This window comes from Janthinobacterium amylolyticum, assembly GCF_051380655.1.
In the GTDB taxonomy this organism is placed as follows: domain Bacteria; phylum Pseudomonadota; class Gammaproteobacteria; order Burkholderiales; family Burkholderiaceae_D; genus Janthinobacterium.
Genome location: NZ_JBNYXL010000014.1, coordinates 14,567 through 32,079, shown reverse-complemented (window position 1 = coordinate 32,079; position 17,513 = coordinate 14,567). Strand labels below are relative to the sequence as shown.

Below are 17,513 nucleotides of genomic sequence, written 5' to 3'. Positions count from 1 at the left end.
AATATTCGCACTTGATGTTGCAGGTTCAGTGTCAGTTTTTAGTTTCATTAACAACGTCCGGCAAAACCGTCGCGAGCGGCACGGAGAGGTGGCTGAGAAGCGCAACCGTCAGAAACGACAGTGCGCATCGCAGGCCGCCTGTGCCGACATGCAGCAGGTTTGGCCAGGCGTCATACGAGGATGAATAATGTCTATATCCAGCACCGAAGAGATCGTCGCTGAATTGCGCGCCGGCCGCATGGTGATACTGGTCGATGAAGAAGACCGGGAAAATGAAGGCGACCTGGTGCTTGCCGCCGATTTCGTGACGCCTGAAGCCATCAATTTCATGATCACGCATGCGCGTGGCCTGGTTTGCCTGACCCTGACGGAAGAGCGTTGCGACGAGCTGAACCTGTCGATGATGACCTCGCGCAACGGTACCGCGTATGGCACCAACTTCACCGTGTCCATCGAAGCGGCCGAAGGCGTGACCACGGGCATTTCCGCCGCCGACCGCGCCAAGACCATCCAGGTGGCCGTGGCCAAGGGCACGCAGCCCAGCGATATCGTCCAGCCTGGCCATATCTTCCCGCTGAAAGCGCAAAAAGGCGGCGTGCTGATGCGCGCAGGCCACACGGAAGCCGGTTGCGACTTGACGGCCATGGCCGGCCTGACGCCCGCGTCCGTGATTTGCGAAATCATGAAGGACGACGGCACCATGGCGCGCCTGCCGGACTTGCTGGTGTTTGCCGAGCAGCATGGCTTGAAAATCGGCACGATTGCCGACCTGATCCATTACCGCAGCCAGACGGAATCGCTGGTCGAGCGCGTTGCCGAGCGCACCCTGCACACGGCGCACGGCGAATTTCGCTTGATCGCCTTCCGCGACAAGCCGAGCGCATCGGCCCACCTGGCTCTCGTGCACGGCGACCTGGCCCCTGGCCTGGAAGCCCTGGTGCGCGTGCACCAGCCCGTTTCCCTGCTGGACGTGCTGGAAAGCGAAGCGACCACCCACTCGTGGACGGTGGCCGCCTCGATGGCCGCCATCAAGCAGGCAGAGCGGGGCGTAATGGTCTTGCTGAACTGCGGCGAGACGTCGAGCGAGCTGTTTGCCCAGTTCGCCGCGCTGGACACGCCGCAAGCCAAGCCGAAAGGCCGCGCCGCCAGCATGGACCTGCGCAGCTATGGCATCGGCGCGCAAATCCTGCGCGACCTGGGCGTGAGCAAGATGCAATTGCTGGCCAGCCCCCGCAAGATGCCGTCGATGGCAGGTTTCGACCTGGAAGTAACGGGTTTTCAGTGCCATCCTGGCCAGACGCCTAACTAAATCTACTGCGCGTCGCGATGTGCGGTCTGTGATGCTCACTGTACCTTCGTACAGTTGCGCTTCTCGACCACAACTCGCTGCCGCTCGCGACGATTTTGTCAGGCGTCGATGTGAGAGTAAACGATGGCGGCATGTGCATGCCGCTCTGAACCACCAGATTAAAGAGGCTTATGATGAGCGTAGGAACCTATGAAACCAATTTTGCCGGCGAAGGTTTGCGCGTCGGTATCGTCCAGGCACGATTCAATGAAATCGTCGGCGGTGGCTTGCTGTCGGCATGCCTGGAAGAGTTGAGCAAGCTGGGCGTGGCCGATGAAGATATCCTGCACGTGACCGTGCCGGGCGCCCTGGAAATACCACTGATTCTGCAAAAAATGGCGGAAACCGAGCAATTCGACGCCCTGATCGCACTGGGTGCCGTGATTCGCGGTGAAACCTACCACTTCGAGCTGGTATCGAACGAATCGGGCGCGGGCATCACGCGCGTCGGTCTCGATTACGGCATCCCCATCGCCAACGCAGTGTTGACGACGGAAAACGACGAGCAAGCGGAAGTGCGCATGCTGGTCAAGGGCGCCGAAGCGGCACGCGTGGCAGTGGAAATGGCCAATCTGGCGCAAGCGCTGGAAGAGTTGCAAGACACAGACGAGGATTAATCGTGCTTGCGCCGCAGTGTGCTGCCTGGCAGCGCGCAGCGGTATTCGTCACTATCTGCAGTAAATACGTATTTAAGAACAGGTAACAATCATGACTGAGAAAAATTTGCTCGCCAACCCCAGCAAAAACCGCACGCCGCGTCACCGCGCGCGCGAGTTCGCGCTGCAGGGCTTGTACCAGTGGCTGCTGAACAATGAAGACGCGACCACCGTCGTGAACAATATTCGCGCGGCCCATGGTTTCGACAAGGCCGATGGCGATCATTTCACGGTGCTGCTGTACGGCGCCATCAAGGATTCGCTGGCGCTGCGCGACAGCATGGCACCCTTGATCGACCGTAACATCGCCGAACTGTCGCCGATCGAACACGGCATCCTGCTGATCGGCGCTTTCGAGCTGAAGAACAACATGGAAATTCCGTACCGCGTCGTCATCAACGAAGCGGTCGAGCTGGCCAAGTCGTTTGGCGGTATCGATGGCCACAAGTATGTGAACGGCGTGCTGGACAAGCTGGCAGTGAAATTCCGCGAGGAAGAAGTCAACGCCAACAAGCGCAAGTAATATACAGAGTAGTTCCTGCGGCCATGGCCGCAGGCAGTAAAAAAGCCACCGGCACGTGCGTGCGGTGGCTTTTTCATTGGGTGCTGCTTTTTGAATGCCCCTGTGAGGGCTTTTAAAGGGTCACAGGCCGGCGATCTCGTTATGCGGTGCAATCTTGATGGTAATGCTGCCGCTTTCCGCTGCAGGTGCCGGTGCCTTGGCAGGCGCTGGCGTGTTCGATGCCATCACCGGGGTCGTGGTCGGCACGCGCTGGCCGGCGGACACTTGTTTCAGGCGGCGGTATTCGGCCAGCACGCGCGAGCCGTAGCCCGAGTCGGTGGCGAAGTTGGCGGCGCCCACGTAGGTTTTCAGGCCGGCTTCAACGGAACCGCCACGCGTGACGTAGTCTTTCAGAATCAGCGAGCCGACACGGATGTTGGCCACCGGATTCAGGGCTGCCTGCACGCCGCCCATTTCCTGGAAGCGCTCGTGGTGGATCTTCGACATGACCTGCATCAGGCCTTGTGCGCCGACCGGGCTTTCCGCGAACGGATTCAGGCCCGACTCGATGGCCATCACGGCCAGGATCAGCAGCGGGTCCAGCTTGATTTCACGCGCCGTCAGGTAAGCCGTCGAGACCAGCATATTGGTCGCGTCGTTGGCCACGCGGTAGCGCTTGGAGAGCCAGTCGGTGACCCATTGCTGCTGCTTTTGCGTACCCAGCAAGGCTTTTTCTTCCTTGGTCAGCGGCACGTCCTTGACGGCGGCCGTTTGCACGGACGCCGGCGCTTCCATCAGTGCCGACAGGGCTGGTGCTTCAACAGCTTGTGCTTCTGCCATCGGCAGCGGGAACAGGCTGTGCGTCAGTTGCTTGCCCAGGTCAGGGCGGAACATCAGCAGGGCGATCAGCGCCAGGGCGGAAATGCCGAAGACGGTCAGTGTGTGTTGTGCCGTGGTCAAAACGCCACGTGCCGAAATGGCCTGTGCGCGGGCGCGCAAACGCGCCAACGCTGGCTGGCCAGCCACGGTTGAAGCAGGCAAGGCTGCTTCAGTGCTACGATGAGTCATAGAGTTCCCCGAAATGTCGCGTCAACAGGCAGTCCCTCCGCGGTCTCGCGGTGTTGTGGGTGCTGCCAATGCCGTGCATCAGAAATATCATCGTTTCCGCCGCGTATGGATGCGTGCGAGAAACGCCGTCATTGCTTGCTTGAGCTGATCGGTCCACATTGGTATTGGATCAGTCGCAATACAACTTTTACCGGGGGTAAGGCAGACGCCTTTTGAAAACACTCCTTAAAATGTCATGTGGAGCCCCGACTCCGTGAATGAGAGAGAGACGCTAAAATCAAGCCTTGGGCCGGCGTCCTCTTTCAAGTTGGGCGAATTGTAGAAGCCGTTTTATATCAAGTCAATACTAACAAATCGATTCTTTATTACTTTTATGTCTTACTTTTTGACTTGCATTGTGCCAAAAGCCAATAAAATCAATTACTTGGCATAGATCCTTCAGCAACGGCGTCCGACGTCAAAAAAATTAAAAACACATGAAATATTCAGATTTGCGAGATTTTATTTCTCAACTGCAACAAATGGGTGAACTTAAGCCCATTTCGACGCCTGTTTCACCGTATTTGGAGATGACGGAAGTGTGCGACCGCACCTTGCGCGCGGGCGGACCGGCCTTGCTGTTCAATCATCCGACGGGACACAGCATGCCGGTACTGGGCAATCTGTTCGGCACCACGCGGCGGGTCGCGCTGGGCATGGGCGCCGAGGATGTCAGCGAGCTGCGCAAGATCGGTCACGTGCTGGCGCGCCTGAAGGAGCCGGAGCCGCCGAAGGATTTCAAGGATTTGCTGGGCCTGGGTTCGCTGGTGAAATCCGTGTGGGACATGTCGCCAAAGGAACTGCGCGGCGCCAAGTGCCAGGAAATCGTCTGGGAAGGCAATGACGTCGACCTGGCGCGCCTGCCGATCCAGCATTGCTGGCCCGGCGATGTCGCTCCTTTGATTACGTGGGGCCTGGTGATCACCAAGGGGCCGAACAAGAAGCGGCAAAACCTCGGTATCTACCGCCAGCAGGTGCTGGGACGCAATAAGGTCATCATGCGCTGGCTGGCCCACCGTGGCGGCGCGCTGGACTTCCGCGAGCACGCGATTCAAAGCAAGGGCAAGCCGTATCCGATCGCCGTCGCGCTGGGCGCCGACCCCGCTACTATATTAGGCGCCGTGACGCCGGTGCCGGACAGCCTGTCCGAATACCAGTTCGCCGGCTTGCTGCGCGGCAGCCGCACGGAGCTGGTCAAAGCCATCGGCAGCGAGCTGCGCGTGCCTGCGTCCGCCGAGATCGTGCTCGAAGGTCATATCTATCCGGACGAAAACCATCCGAGCGGCTACGAACACGCGCTGGAAGGGCCATATGGCGACCATACGGGCTACTATAATGAGCAGGACAGTTTCCCCGTGTTTACCATCGACCGCATTACCATGCGCCGCGACCCGATCTATCATTCCACATATACAGGCAAGCCGCCGGACGAGCCGGCCGTGCTGGGACTGGCGCTGAATGAAGTGTTCGTGCCGCTGCTGCAAAAGCAGTTCAGCGAAATCACCGATTTCTATCTGCCGCCCGAAGGCTGCAGCTACCGCATGGCCGTGGTGCAGATCAAGAAGCAGTACGCGGGCCACGCCAAGCGCGTGATGTTCGGCGTGTGGAGCTTCTTGCGCCAGTTCATGTATACCAAGTTCATCGTGGTGGTCGATGAAGATGTCAACATCCGCGACTGGAAAGAGGTCATCTGGGCCATCACGACCAGAGTCGACCCCATCCGCGACACCACCCTGGTCGACAACACGCCGATCGATTACCTGGACTTTGCCTCGCCGATCAGCGGCCTGGGCAGCAAGATGGGCATCGACGCGACCAATAAATGGCCAGGCGAAACGACGCGCGAATGGGGCACGACGATTGCCATGACGCCGGAAGTGAAGGCCAGGGTGGATGGGATCTGGCAAGAGCTGGGCTTGTAGGTAATGACGTAGGTCGGCTTGGCGCTTGCGCGTAAGCCGACATTGCGGCGCTTGCTTGCTCGGGTCTGCATGCTCAGCAGACATTGCGGCGCTTGCTTGCTCGGGGCTGCATGCTCAGCAGTGTCGGCTTACGGCCTGCGGCCTAAGCCGACCTACGCCGACCTACGCGGATCTACGCCGATCTGCACCCCATTGCGTCTGCCATGCATGTAACCCCGAGGATTTTACCGTTGGGGTGCTCTGGTTTCGCGTGACTTCCCCAATCTTGCGCAGGTCGGTTATAATTGTTCCCGGCGGGCCCCTGCGCATCGTGGCATGGCTAACCTGGTCAGGTCGGGAACGAAGCAGCCACGGCTATTAACCATGAGTGCCGCAGATCAGGCTCGCCTCCTTCGGGAATGTTTCATCAGGATCATCAATCAAGCTGCCATGGGCAGCTTTTTTGTTTTTACGGCCCCATTTTCCTGCCGACCCGCAGCATTGCCGGGCTTGCCGAGTTTTCCCTGTTTCTGCCGGGCCATGTTATACAATTGCTGCTTTGCCGCGTCTGCCAGCGTAGTCTGGCCCGGCCATGAGGCTTGCGCCCGCGGCGCAGGATCACCCGCAAAATCGCATGGTAAAATCTCAGCATGTCCTATCAAGTCCTCGCCCGTAAATACCGCCCCAAGAACTTCGAGACGCTCGTCGGCCAGGAGCACGTCGTGCGCGCGCTCACGCATGCGCTGCACAGTGGCCGATTGCATCATGCCTACCTGTTCACGGGCACGCGCGGCGTCGGCAAGACGACCCTCTCGCGCATCCTGGCCAAATCGCTCAATTGCATCGGTCCCGATGGCACGGGCGGCATCACGGCCCAGCCTTGCGGCCAGTGCGAAGCATGCACGGCGATCGATGCGGGGCGCTTTGTCGACTATATAGAGATGGATGCGGCGTCGAACCGCGGCGTCGATGAAATGGCGCAGCTGCTCGAGCAAGCCGTGTATGCGCCAAGCAATGCGCGCTTCAAGGTCTATATGATCGATGAGGTGCACATGCTGACCAACCACGCCTTCAACTCCATGCTGAAGACCCTGGAAGAGCCGCCTGAACACGTGAAGTTCATCCTGGCCACCACGGACCCGCAAAAGATTCCCGTGACCGTGCTGTCGCGCTGCCTGCAGTTCAACCTCAAGCAGATGCCGCCCGGCCACATCATCAGCCACCTGGACAATATCCTGGGACAGGAGGGCATCGCCTTCGAGCAGCCGGCCTTGCGCCTGCTGGCCCAGGGTGCCCACGGTTCCATGCGCGATGCCTTGTCGCTGACGGACCAGGCCATCGCCTATGCGGCCGGCGAAGTCACTTTAGATGCCGTGCAAGGCATGCTCGGTGCGCTCGACCAGTCGTACCTGGTGCGCCTGCTCGACGCGCTGGCGCAGCAGGATGGCGCCGACTTGCTGGCCGTGGCCGACGAGATGGCGTCGCGCAGCCTGTCGTATAACGGCGCCCTGCAAGACCTGGGTACCTTGCTGCACCGCATTGCGCTGGCGCAAACCGTGCCCGCCGCCTTGCCGCAGGACTTGCCGGAATACGCGGACATCGTGCGTCTGGCTGGCGCGTTTGACGCGGAAGAAGTGCAGCTGTTTTACCAGATCGCCGTGCACGGCCGCAATGAACTGGGCCTGGCGCCCGATGAATACGCGGGCTTCACCATGACCTTGCTGCGCATGCTGGCCTTTCGGCCCGGCATAGGCGGCGCCGATGGCGTGCCGGCGGCACCAGCCTCCGTCCCGGGCAATCGTCCCGCCGCCGTGGCCGCCGCGCGCGCCGCGGCAGGGGCATCCGCACCGGCAGCCCGCGCCGCGACCAACAGCGTGGCCAGCCATGCAGCCGTGACGCCGCCCGCCGTGACGCGGCCCGCCGTGGTGGCCGCCGCTGCCGCCAGCATGGCGCGCAGCGAAGCGCCGCCGCCGCGCGTGGCTGCGCCTGCACCAGCAGCGGCACCGGTTTCCGCACCGGCACCGGCCGCGCCGCCGCCCGCCGCCGCTCCGGCTGCGGCTGCTCCTGCGGCATCGGGCGCACCCATCAGTTCCGCCCGCGCCGCCATCAATGCGGCGCTGGAAGCGGCCCGTGCCGCCTCGAAAGGCCGTCCGGGCAGCGCGCCATCGGCGCCGTCCTCCGCACCGAAGCCGACTGCCGCCCCTGCGCCTGCAGCCGAGCCTGTTGCCGCCGCAGCCGTGGCGCCGGCGGTAGCCGCAGCGCCCGTCCAGACAGCGCCACCGCCGCCACCCGCCGCCGCGAAAGCGCCGGCGCCGTGGGATGATGCGCCGCCTTCCGCCGTGACGAACACCCCAGCGCCCGAGCCTGTCGAGCAGACACGTGCTGCCGCGCCGCCACCACCGGCACAGCCAGACGACGACTTGCCGCCCTGGGTTACCGAATTTTCCGATGACAGCGCCTCGGCCGCCGTCGCCGCACCAGCCGGCGCGCCGGCCGCGCAAAGCAACGAGCAGCCGGCCGTCGTCATGCCGCAGCGTGCCGCCAAGCAAGCCGCGCCCAGCGGACCGTATGTGATCACGCCCGTGCCGGGCCTGGACTGGGACGGCAACTGGCCCGCCGTCGCCGCCGTGCTGCCCCTGCGTGGCATAGCCCAGCAACTGGCCGTGCAGGCCGAGCTGATCGAATGCCTGCACGATGGCCACAGCACCACGTTCCGCCTGCGCGTGCCCATCGACACCTGGCGCAGTCCGGCCAACGTGGAAAAACTGGCGGCCGTGCTGAGCGAGCGTTTCGGCCGCAAGGTCAATGTCGACACGGAACTGGGCGCCGTCTGGTACACGGCCAGCGCGGAAGCGCAGGCCCACCGCGAAGCGTGCCAGCTTGCCGCGGAAGAAACCATCGCCAGCGACCCCTTTGTGCTCGACATGAAGCGCGCATTCGACGCTTTTGTTGTGCCGGGCACGATTACCCCTGCACCGGCCGGCTCCGCCGCGCCGACCCTGCATTGATGATTAACACACTCACAAACTGAATTAACGGAGCATTCTTATGATGAAAAATCAACTGGCTGGCCTGATGAAGCAGGCGCAAGCAATGCAAGACAACATGAAAAAGGCCCAGGAGCAACTGGCGCTGGTGGAAGTGGAAGGCCAGTCCGGTGCCGGCCTCGTGAAAATCGTCATGACGTGCAAGAACGACGTCAAGCGCGTGTCGATCGACCCGTCGCTGCTGGCCGACGACAAGGACATGCTGGAAGACCTGGTGGCCGCCGCCTTCAACGACGCCGTGCGCAAGGCTGAAGCGACCTCCGCCGAAAAAATGGCAGGTTTGACTGGCGGCATGAACTTGCCAGCCGGCTTCAAAATGCCATTCTGATGCACTGCCGCATGCGCTCGATCGATGGCACGGGACAAGGTTGATCCATGTCCAAGTCGCTTGAATTTTTGACCGAGGCGCTGCGGCGCCTGCCCGGCGTCGGCCCCAAGTCGGCGCAGCGGATGGCATTTCATTTGTTGCAGCACGATAGGGAAGGCGCGGCCATGCTGTCGCGCGCCCTGTTCCAGGCCGTCGATGCCGTGCATCACTGCGGCCTGTGCAATACCTTTACCGAACATGAAGTGTGCGAGACCTGTCTCGACGACGAGCGCGACAAGCGCTTGCTGTGCGTGGTGGAAACGCCCGCCGACCAGCTGATGATCGAGCAGACGCTTACCTACAAGGGCCTGTATTTCGTCCTCATGGGGCGGCTCTCGCCGCTGGACGGCATCGGCCCGAAAGATATCCACCTCGAAAAATTGCTGAACCGCGCCAACGATGGCGTGGTCGGCGAAGTGGTGCTGGCCACCAACTTTACCAATGAAGGCGAAGCGACGGCCCACTACATCAGCGAAATGCTGAAGGCGCGTGGCTTGCGCGTGAGCCGCCTGGCCCGCGGCGTGCCCGTGGGTGGCGAACTGGAATACGTCGACGCGGGCACCATCGCCCGCGCGATGCTCGACCGCAGGGCAACCTGAACTGACCTCTATGACAGAATCTTCCGCGACCACTGGTCCACTGCAAGGCATTAAAGTGCTGGAATTGGGCACCCTGATCGCGGGGCCGTTCTGCGCCCGCATGCTGGCCGAATTCGGCGCCGACGTGATCAAGATCGAGTCGCCCGATGGCGGCGACCCCATCCGCACCTGGCGCGTGCTGAAAGACGGCACCTCGCTGTGGTGGTCGGTGCAGGCGCGCAACAAGAAAAGCCTGACCCTGAACCTGAAGTCGCCCGAGGGCCGGGCCATCGCGCGTCAGCTGGCGCTGGAAGCGGACATCATCATCGAGAACTACCGCCCCGGCGTGCTGGAAAAGTGGGACCTCGGCTACGAACAGCTCAAGAAAGACAAGCCATCCCTGATCATGGTGCGCCTGTCCGGCTTTGGCCAGACGGGGCCGATGAAGGACCTGCCCGGTTTCGGCGCCATCGGCGAATCGATGGGCGGCTTGCGCTATGTGTCCGGCTTTGCGGATCGTCCGCCTGTGCGCGTGGGCGTGTCGATCGGCGACTCTGTGGCGGCCCTGCACGGCGTGATCGGCGCCATGATGGCGCTGCGCCACCGCGACGTGACGGGCGGTGCGGTGGCCGGCGAAGGCCAGATGGTCGACGTGGCGCTGTACGAATCCGTCTTCAACCTGATGGAGTCGCTGGTGCCCGAGTACGACCAGGCGGGCGTGGTGCGCGAGCGCACGGGCGGCTCGCTGCCCGGCATCGTGCCGTCGAACACCTACACCACGGGCGATGGCGAAAACATCGTGATTGCCGGCAACGGCGACGCCATCTTCAAGCGATTGATGCTGGCCATGGGCCGCATCGACATGGCGGGCGACCCGCAGCTGGCGCGCAACGATGGCAGGGTGGCGCGCACGCAGGAAATCGACGACGCCATCGGCGCCTGGTGCGCCACGCACACCATCGACAGCGCATTGGCCGTGCTGAAGGCGGCCGACGTGCCTGCCGGTAAAATTTATTCGGTGCGCGACATGCTGAGCGACCCGCAATTTCTCGCCCGCAATATGTTTGAACAACACCACTTCCCCGACGGCACGCCCGTGAAACTGCCCGCCATCAGCCCGAAACTGTCGGCCACGCCAGGCAAGACGCAGTGGCTTGGGCCAGCCCTGGGCCAGCACAACGACGAAGTGCTGGCGTCGCTGGGCTATGATGCGGCCGCCATCGCGCGGCTGAAGGCTGATGGGGTGGTATAGGCTGGTGTCGGTAGATGTAGCTTGGGTAGGTCGGATTAGCGGCGGTACGCCGCGTAATCCGACAGCACCACCAGCCAGGCCAACAATGTCGTCGGCTTACGCGCTTTGCGCTAAGCCGACCTACGCGACCGGGATTTTATACGGCCGCCATCGCGTGGAAGTAGGCTGATGGGATGTAGGTCGGATTAGCGGCGATACGCCGCGTAATCCGACAGTACCACCAGTCAGGCCAACAATGTCGTCGGCTTACGCGCTACGCGCTAAGCCGACCTACGCAAGCGGGGTTTTATACGGCCGCCATCGCGCGGAAGAAGGCTGATGGGATGTAGGTCGGATTAGCGGCGGTACGCCGCGTAATCCGACGCAACCACCGGCTACGCCAACAATGTCGTCGGCTTACGCGCTTTGCGCTAAGCCGACCTACGCACTCACTGATATTTGTCATGCATCGATTTTTCCGTACCGCGCTTGTCCTGGCGCCCGCCGCCATCGTCCTGTCCGCCTGCGCCAGCTTTACGCATGACGCGCCGATTACCGGCCTGCGCCTGATCGGCGAGCAGCGCATTGCCTTGAAACAGGCTTTCCAGGGCACCACGGTGGGCGGCTTGTCCGGCATCGATTACGATGCGGCCAGCAACAACTGGGTGATGGAAAGCGATGACCGCTCGGAAATCAATCCGGCCCGCTTCTACCGCGCCACGCTTGCCTACGACAGCGAGAAATTTTCCGGCGTGACTCTGGACAGCGTGCATTTCTTCACGCAGCCGGACGGCAGCCGCTACCCGAACCTGGCGCATGCAAAATTGGATCAGGGCGACCAGGTGGCCGACATCGAAACCCTCCGCGTCGATCCGCGCGATGGCAGCCTGTGGTACGGCAGCGAAGGCAACCGCAAGGTGGGCCTGCACCCGTTCGTGCGCCATGCGGACCGCGATGGAAAATTCCTGGCGACCTTGCCGACACCGGCCATGTTCAAGGTCTCGAAGGACGAGGTCGGCTCGCGCAACAACATGAGCTTTGAGGGCCTGTCCTTTGCGTCCGATGGCAAGAGCTTGTGGCTGGGCATGGAAGCGGCCCTGTACCAGGATGGCCCGCTGGCCACGCCGGACCACGGCTCCGTGGTGCGCATCACGCGCCTGGACCGCAGCGGCAAGGTGCTGGGCCAGTATGCGTACCCGATCGAAGCCGTCGCGTCGCGGCCGGCGCCTGGGCGCGAGGCGGACAATGGCGTGTCGGAAATCCTCGCCGTCAACGATCACCAGTTGCTGGTGGTGGAGCGGGCCGGCGTGGAAAACGCGGCCGGCGTGTACGCCAACCACGTGCGCATCTATCTGATGGAGACGGATGGCGCCACGGATATCCAGGCCATCCCGGCCTTGGCGGGCGCCAGCTACGTGCCGGCGCGCAAGCGCCTGCTGCTGGACCTGGAAAAGCTGGGCCTGGCCAGGGTCGACAATATCGAAGGCATGGCCTGGGGGCCGCGCCTGGCGAATGGCAGCCGCAGCCTGGTGCTGGTGTCCGACGACAATTTCAACGCGCAGCAAGTCACGCAAATCCTCGCCTTCGAAGTACTCGCGCATCCACGTTGATCACCTGGTTCGCCTGCCGCGCCAGCATGGCCGTGATCGTGTCGTGCGGCGACGGGTGGCCCAGGAAATAGCCTTGCGCCATGTCGCAGCCGTATTCCTCCAGCATCAGCAACTGCTCGTCCGTTTCCACGCCCTCGGCCACCACCACCATCTTCAGGCCATGCGCCATGGCAATGATGGCGCGCGTGATGGCCGCGTTTTCCGCATCCTGCGGCAAGCCGGCGATAAAACTCTTGTCGATCTTCAAGGCCCGCACGTCGAAGCGCTTCAGATAATTCATGGAAGAGTATCCCGTGCCGAAGTCGTCGATCGACAGGTAGACGCCGATGCCGCGCAATTGCTCCAGGGTCACCATGGTGGCGCGCGCGTCGTCCATCAGGGTGCCTTCCGTCAATTCCAGCTCCAGTAGGCGCGCGTCCAGGCCCGTGTCGGCCAGCGCCGAGAGCACGATCTGCATCAGGTTTTCATCCTTGAACTGCTTGGCCGACAGGTTCACGGCCATGCGGATGGCGCGCCCGCCATCGCTTTGCCACGCCTTGGCCTGGTTGCATGCCGTGCGCAACACCCATTCGCCGATCGGCACGATGAGTCCCGTCTCTTCGGCCAGCGGAATGAATTCCGTGGGCGAAATGATGCCACGCTCGGGATGGCGCCAGCGCACCAGCGCTTCCACGCCGACGATCTGCGTGCTGGGCACGTCGATCTGCGGCTGGTACAGCAAATACAGCTCGTTGTTCTGCAAGGCTTTTCTTAAACCCACTTCCATCTTGACGTGGCTCATGATTTCCATCGTCAGGGATGAGCTGTACAGCTTGGCGTTGTTCTTGCCGCAGTTCTTTGCGTGGTACATGGCCGTGTCCGCATATTTCAGCAGCGAATTGCAGTCCTCGCCATCTTCCGGATACAGCGAGATGCCGATGCTGGCCGTGACGAAAATCTCGTGCGCCTCGATCATGAAGGGCCGGCGCATGGCTTCCTTGACCCGGTGCGCCACGTTGAGCGCGTCTTCCACCCGTTCCAGGTCGGGTATTAAAATCGTGAATTCATCGCCGCCCAGGCGCGCCAGGTTGCTGCCGCCGGAAATGCCGCCCAGTTCGTATTCCGCCCGCAGCACCAGGTCGCTGGGACGGATGGTTTCGCGCAGGCGTTCGGATACCACCTTGAGCAGATGGTCGCCCACATCGTGGCCCAGGGTATCGTTGATGCGCTTGAAGGCGTCCAGGTCCATGAACAGCACGGCGAATTTCTTGTCGTGCTCCTTCGAGCGCACCAGCTCGCGCTCCAGGGTTTCCAGGAAAGCCTGGCGGTTGGGGATGCCCGTCAGGCTGTCGCAATAGGCGAGGCGGCGGATCTGTTCCTCGGTGCGCTTGCGCTCGCTGATATCGCGCACCAGTCCCAGCACCTCGTCGGCGCCCGTCGCCACCAGGCGCGCCTCGAAGTGGCGCGTGGCATCGGCGTGCGTGAGCGTGTAGTCGACCGAGCCGATGTGCTGCTTGGCCAGCACGGCGTGGGCCTGGTCGAGCAGGCGCGCGGCGATCTCGGTGGGCAGCACGTCGCGGATGTGGCTGCCCACGCAATTGCTGATGGAAAAGCCCGCGCTGGCGTCGTGCCCCTGTTCGTAATCGAGATAAAAACCGTCGCGGTTGAGGCGAAAGAAGGTGTCCGGGATGGCGGCCAGCACGGCGCGGTTATGCGCGTCGGCGATGCGCAGGCGGGCGATGGCATCGCTGGCGCGCAGCACGTACAGCACGCGGTGGCCGAGGATGGGCCAGTTGATGGGTTTGGAAATGAAATCGGTGGCGCCCACCTCGTAGGCGCGCGTGACGGCTTCCAGTTCGTCGCCGCCCGTGACCATGATGATGGGCACCGTGCCGCCCACTTCCTGGTGGCGGATTTCGCGGCACACGGCAAAGCCGTCCATGGCCGGCATGTCGACGTCGAGCATGACCAGATCCGGCCCGCTGTGCTTGTAGCTGGCCAGCGCCTGCACGCCATCCTCGGCTTCGATCACGTCCAGGCCTACCTGCGTGAGCATCTGCCGCATCAGCAAGCGCATCACGGGATCGTCGTCGGCCACCAGCACCAGGCCGCGCGGAGGGGAAAGGGGCGCTGTCATGTCAGTGTTCCTTCACGAGGATGGCGCTCAGCGATTCGCGCACCGCCAGGAATGCCTGCTGCATTTCCTGCAGCAGCGGTGCCGCGCCTTCCGTGCTGCCGGCGCGGCCGAGTTTTTCCATCTCCTTGCACAGTTGCGCCAGGCCATCGGCGCCCACGTTGGCGCTGCCTGACTTGAGGCTGTGCGCCACCTTGCGCAGCGCTTCCGCGTCCGTCCTGGCGATGGCCTCGCGCATGGCCGCCAGCTGGCGCGGCGTCTCGCTGGCAAAGGCGAGGATCACGCGTTCGAGCAGCGCATCGCCATCCGTGCCGGACAGGGCGCGGATGTTTTCCAGCGCCTGCCGGTTTAGTGGCAGTGCGGGCGGCAGTGCGGGCGGCTGCTGCGGTGGCGGCGCGGGCAGGGCGGGCGCAGTGCCGGCGGGCACGTCCGCCGGCTCGCTGTGGTGCACGGTGGCCGCGCGCGGCAGGGTGATCCAGCGGGCAATCGTGTGTCCCAGGTCCTGCTGCGTAAAAGGCTTGCTCAGGTAATCGTCCATGCCGGCCGCCAGACACGCTTCGCGGTCGCCCTGCAGCGCATTGGCCGTGATGGCGACGATGGGCAGCACGCGCGCATGGCCGCACTGCTGTTCGTGGCGGCGGATTTCCGCCGTGGCCGCAAAGCCATCCATCACGGGCATCTGGCAATCCATCAGGATCAGGTCGAAATCCTCGGCCTGCGCCGCCAGCAGCGCCTCTTCGCCGTTGTGCGCGCATTCCACGTCCAGGCCCAGGCTGTCGAGCATGGCCAGCGCCACTTCCACGTTGACGGGATTGTCCTCGGCCAGCAGTACGCGGCGGCGCTGGCGCCGGCCCACTTGCCGCGCCGCATGCGGCGGATGGATGCGCAGGCCCTCGCTGGCGCGCGGCGGCGTGACGATGCAGTCGAACAGGTCGCATTCGCGCGCCGGTTTGATCAGCTGGAAGGCCACGCCCGCCTCGCGCCGCTGCACCGGGTCGGCCGCGCCTTCGTCCGTGCTCAGCAGCAGGAGTTTCAGGTCGGCCAGCAGCGGATCGCTCTTGATGGTGGCGGCCAGGGCCAGGCCGCTGGTGCGCGGCAATGCCATGTCCAGCAGGGCCACGGCGTATGGCGTGCCCGCCTGCGCGGCCGCGTGCAGCCTGGCCAGGCATTCGCTGGCCGTGCCGGCGCTGTCGCTGACGATGTGCCAGCTGGCCAGTTGCCGCTCCAGCACGGCGCGCGTGGCGGGTGTGTGGTCGACGATCAAGGCGCGTAACCCTCGCGTGGTTTTCAGGTTGAAGGACGGGTCGTCGCTGTCGACTCTCCGCTTATCGAAATTTACTTCGAACCAGAAGATGGAGCCTTGCGTTAAAGCATTATCAACGCCGATAGTGCCGCCCATTAGTTCCACCAGCTGCTTGGAAATCGTCAGGCCCAGGCCCGTGCCGCCATGCTTGCGCGTGGTCGAGCCGTCCGCCTGCGAGAACGATTCGAAGATGCGGCTCTGCGCTTCGTTCGATACGCCGATGCCCGTGTCGTGCACCTCGAAGCGCAAGCCCACGCTGGGCGCGTCCTCGCAGCACACGGTCACTTTCACGGTGACCTTGCCCGTTTCCGTGAATTTGATGGCGTTGCCCAGCAGGTTGACGATGATCTGGCGCAAGCGGTTCGGGTCGCCGCAGATGGCGATGGGAATGTCGTTGGCGATATCGAATTCCAGGCAGATATTCTTCGCCTCCGCCTGCGGCGCGAACACATGTTCTATGTCGTCGAGCAATTCGCGGAAATTGAAGCGGATGTATTCCACGCTGAGCTTGCCCGCCTCGATCTTGGAAAAGTCGAGGATGTCATTGATGATCACCAGCAGATTCTGTCCTGAACGCTGCACCATGCTTGTGTAGTGGCGCTGCTGGGTTGTCAGCTGGCTGGCCAGCAGCAGCTCCGTCATGCCCAGCACGCCATTCATGGGCGTGCGGATTTCATGGCTCATGGTGGCAAGAAACGCGCTCTTCGCCTGGCTGGCCGCCTCGGCCGCATCCTTGGCCTTTTCCAGCTGCGCCGTGCGCACGCCCACCTGGCGTTCCAGCTGGTCGCGGTAATTGGCCAGGGTGCTGTCGCGGCTGTCGATCTGCGCCAGCATGTCGTTGAAACTGTCGATCAGCACGCCCAGCTCGTCGCTGCGCTGGTGCGCGATGCGGTGGCTGTAGGTCTGGCTGCTGGAGACTTTTTGCGCCGTATCGATGAGTTTGGTAATCGGCTCGGCGATCACGCTCTTGAAGCGCCGCGCCAGGAACACGGCGACGAGAAAGGACAGCACGGTGGCGCCGCCGATGGCGCTCACGTGGCGACCGATGTCGCGCCACATGTGGTTCAGGTCGGCCTCGATCAGCACGGCGCCGATGACCTCCTGCGCCTGCGCCGCCTGCCCGTAGACGGGGCGGTACAGGCGCATGGCCGGCGCCAGCGCCGTGCCCGAGCCTTGCGTGACGGGCTGCACGGCCATGTCGGCCAGCAGGGCCGGGTCCATGTCTTCCGGCATTGCCAGTCCTTCGGCGTGGCGCGGCGCGCGGTACAGGGCGAACAGACGTCCGCCCCTGTCGAACAGGGCCGCCTGGGCCACTTCCTCGTGTGCGCCCAGGGCGGCCAGCACCTGTTCCGCCTGCGCCTGCGCCGGTTTGCCTATGAGCAATGGCGTTGCCGCCGCCGCGCCGATCACGCCCGCCAGCGACAGCAGTTGCTTGCCTTCATCATCCTTGTGGCTGAGTACGGACGTCAGCGCGAATGCCACGAACACCAGCAGCAGTGCGCAGCCTGACGACAGCACCGAGATCATGGTCAACTTCTGGCTGATGCTGGAGCGTTGGAAATTGAACATGGCTGCGGCGCTTCCCCGGTGACCCGTTGGCGGTTTTTTAATTCCTATTGGAAAAATATAGACGTGAAGACACACCCCGATGTTGATGTGGGTCTAAGGGAGGAAAGGGGAGGGAAACTTATACGAGATGAAACAAATAAGGCGGTCTCGCAAGACCGCCCTCAAATTATTGCTGAGCTAC

The 17,513-nt window shown here is 63.0% G+C and carries 12 protein-coding genes and 1 other RNA gene; 10 read left to right on the top strand and 3 right to left on the bottom strand.

Annotated features, from left to right (window positions below):
• Positions 1–187 precede the first annotated feature (187 nt).
• The 3 genes from ribBA to nusB all read left to right on the top strand — a co-directional run bounded on the left by ribBA (position 188) and on the right by nusB (position 2,527).
• On the top strand, positions 188–1,309 hold the full coding sequence (ribBA, locus tag ACQ4WR_RS25350; protein ID WP_436490674.1) for a bifunctional 3,4-dihydroxy-2-butanone-4-phosphate synthase/GTP cyclohydrolase II: 1,122 nt from the start codon (positions 188–190) through the stop codon (positions 1,307–1,309).
• A 173-nt stretch (positions 1,310–1,482) separates the two neighbouring features.
• Complete coding sequence (gene ribH / locus ACQ4WR_RS25345) at positions 1,483–1,965, top strand: 6,7-dimethyl-8-ribityllumazine synthase (RefSeq protein ID WP_034786791.1); 483 nt, start codon at positions 1,483–1,485, stop codon at positions 1,963–1,965.
• A 91-nt stretch (positions 1,966–2,056) separates the two neighbouring features.
• Complete coding sequence (gene nusB / locus ACQ4WR_RS25340) at positions 2,057–2,527, top strand: transcription antitermination factor NusB (protein WP_070219581.1); 471 nt, start codon at positions 2,057–2,059, stop codon at positions 2,525–2,527.
• A 120-nt stretch (positions 2,528–2,647) separates the two neighbouring features.
• Here the strand turns inward: nusB and ACQ4WR_RS25335 are convergent, their stop codons facing one another.
• Positions 2,648–3,574, bottom strand: coding sequence for a lytic transglycosylase domain-containing protein (locus ACQ4WR_RS25335; RefSeq protein ID WP_180979611.1), 927 nt, complete (start codon positions 3,572–3,574; stop codon positions 2,648–2,650).
• A gap of 476 nt (positions 3,575–4,050) precedes the next feature.
• On the opposite strand from ACQ4WR_RS25335, the gene ubiD reads away from it, so the two are divergent.
• The 7 genes from ubiD (at position 4,051) to ACQ4WR_RS25300 (ending at position 12,347) form a co-directional block, all read left to right on the top strand.
• Positions 4,051–5,535 carry a 4-hydroxy-3-polyprenylbenzoate decarboxylase gene (gene ubiD / locus ACQ4WR_RS25330; protein WP_436490672.1) on the top strand — a complete coding sequence of 495 codons (1,485 nt, stop codon included), beginning with the start codon at positions 4,051–4,053 and terminating at the stop codon, positions 5,533–5,535.
• 292 nt (positions 5,536–5,827) lie between these two features.
• Positions 5,828–5,926, top strand: an RNA gene (ffs, locus tag ACQ4WR_RS25325) — signal recognition particle sRNA small type.
• A 238-nt stretch (positions 5,927–6,164) separates the two neighbouring features.
• Positions 6,165–8,522, top strand: coding sequence for a DNA polymerase III subunit gamma/tau (gene dnaX / locus ACQ4WR_RS25320; RefSeq protein WP_436490670.1), 2,358 nt, complete (start codon positions 6,165–6,167; stop codon positions 8,520–8,522).
• A gap of 40 nt (positions 8,523–8,562) precedes the next feature.
• Positions 8,563–8,889 carry a YbaB/EbfC family nucleoid-associated protein gene (locus tag ACQ4WR_RS25315; RefSeq protein ID WP_034759121.1) on the top strand — a complete coding sequence of 109 codons (327 nt, stop codon included), beginning with the start codon at positions 8,563–8,565 and terminating at the stop codon, positions 8,887–8,889.
• A 47-nt stretch (positions 8,890–8,936) separates the two neighbouring features.
• Positions 8,937–9,527, top strand: coding sequence for a recombination mediator RecR (gene recR / locus ACQ4WR_RS25310; protein WP_092800624.1), 591 nt, complete (start codon positions 8,937–8,939; stop codon positions 9,525–9,527).
• 10 nt (positions 9,528–9,537) lie between these two features.
• Positions 9,538–10,758 carry a CaiB/BaiF CoA transferase family protein gene (locus ACQ4WR_RS25305; RefSeq protein WP_102298222.1) on the top strand — a complete coding sequence of 407 codons (1,221 nt, stop codon included), beginning with the start codon at positions 9,538–9,540 and terminating at the stop codon, positions 10,756–10,758.
• A gap of 443 nt (positions 10,759–11,201) precedes the next feature.
• The gene (locus ACQ4WR_RS25300; RefSeq protein WP_436490667.1) at positions 11,202–12,347 is read left to right on the top strand and encodes an esterase-like activity of phytase family protein; all 1,146 of its coding nucleotides are present in this window, start codon (positions 11,202–11,204) and stop codon (positions 12,345–12,347) included.
• Here ACQ4WR_RS25300 and ACQ4WR_RS25295 read toward each other — a convergent pair.
• Entirely contained in the window at positions 12,304–14,463 is a 2,160-nt protein-coding gene (locus tag ACQ4WR_RS25295; protein WP_102298226.1) for a putative bifunctional diguanylate cyclase/phosphodiesterase, read from the bottom strand. The two genes, ACQ4WR_RS25300 and ACQ4WR_RS25295, sit on opposite strands and share 44 nt — an antisense overlap.
• A gap of 1 nt (position 14,464) precedes the next feature.
• Positions 14,465–17,332 (bottom strand): hybrid sensor histidine kinase/response regulator, encoded by a 2,868-nt coding sequence (locus tag ACQ4WR_RS25290; RefSeq protein ID WP_436490665.1) that lies wholly within the window; start codon positions 17,330–17,332, stop codon positions 14,465–14,467.
• Positions 17,333–17,513 lie beyond the last annotated feature (181 nt).

Coding starts and splice junctions, on each gene's coding strand:
- ribBA (WP_436490674.1), top strand. CDS start 188: ATGTCTATATCCAGCACCGAAGAGATCGTCGCTGAATTGCGCGCCGGC.
- ribH (WP_034786791.1), top strand. CDS start 1,483: ATGAGCGTAGGAACCTATGAAACCAATTTTGCCGGCGAAGGTTTGCGC.
- nusB (WP_070219581.1), top strand. CDS start 2,057: ATGACTGAGAAAAATTTGCTCGCCAACCCCAGCAAAAACCGCACGCCG.
- ACQ4WR_RS25335 (WP_180979611.1), bottom strand. CDS start 3,574: ATGACTCATCGTAGCACTGAAGCAGCCTTGCCTGCTTCAACCGTGGCT.
- ubiD (WP_436490672.1), top strand. CDS start 4,051: ATGAAATATTCAGATTTGCGAGATTTTATTTCTCAACTGCAACAAATG.
- dnaX (WP_436490670.1), top strand. CDS start 6,165: ATGTCCTATCAAGTCCTCGCCCGTAAATACCGCCCCAAGAACTTCGAG.
- ACQ4WR_RS25315 (WP_034759121.1), top strand. CDS start 8,563: ATGATGAAAAATCAACTGGCTGGCCTGATGAAGCAGGCGCAAGCAATG.
- recR (WP_092800624.1), top strand. CDS start 8,937: ATGTCCAAGTCGCTTGAATTTTTGACCGAGGCGCTGCGGCGCCTGCCC.
- ACQ4WR_RS25305 (WP_102298222.1), top strand. CDS start 9,538: ATGACAGAATCTTCCGCGACCACTGGTCCACTGCAAGGCATTAAAGTG.
- ACQ4WR_RS25300 (WP_436490667.1), top strand. CDS start 11,202: ATGCATCGATTTTTCCGTACCGCGCTTGTCCTGGCGCCCGCCGCCATC.
- ACQ4WR_RS25295 (WP_102298226.1), bottom strand. CDS start 14,463: ATGACAGCGCCCCTTTCCCCTCCGCGCGGCCTGGTGCTGGTGGCCGAC.
- ACQ4WR_RS25290 (WP_436490665.1), bottom strand. CDS start 17,332: ATGTTCAATTTCCAACGCTCCAGCATCAGCCAGAAGTTGACCATGATC.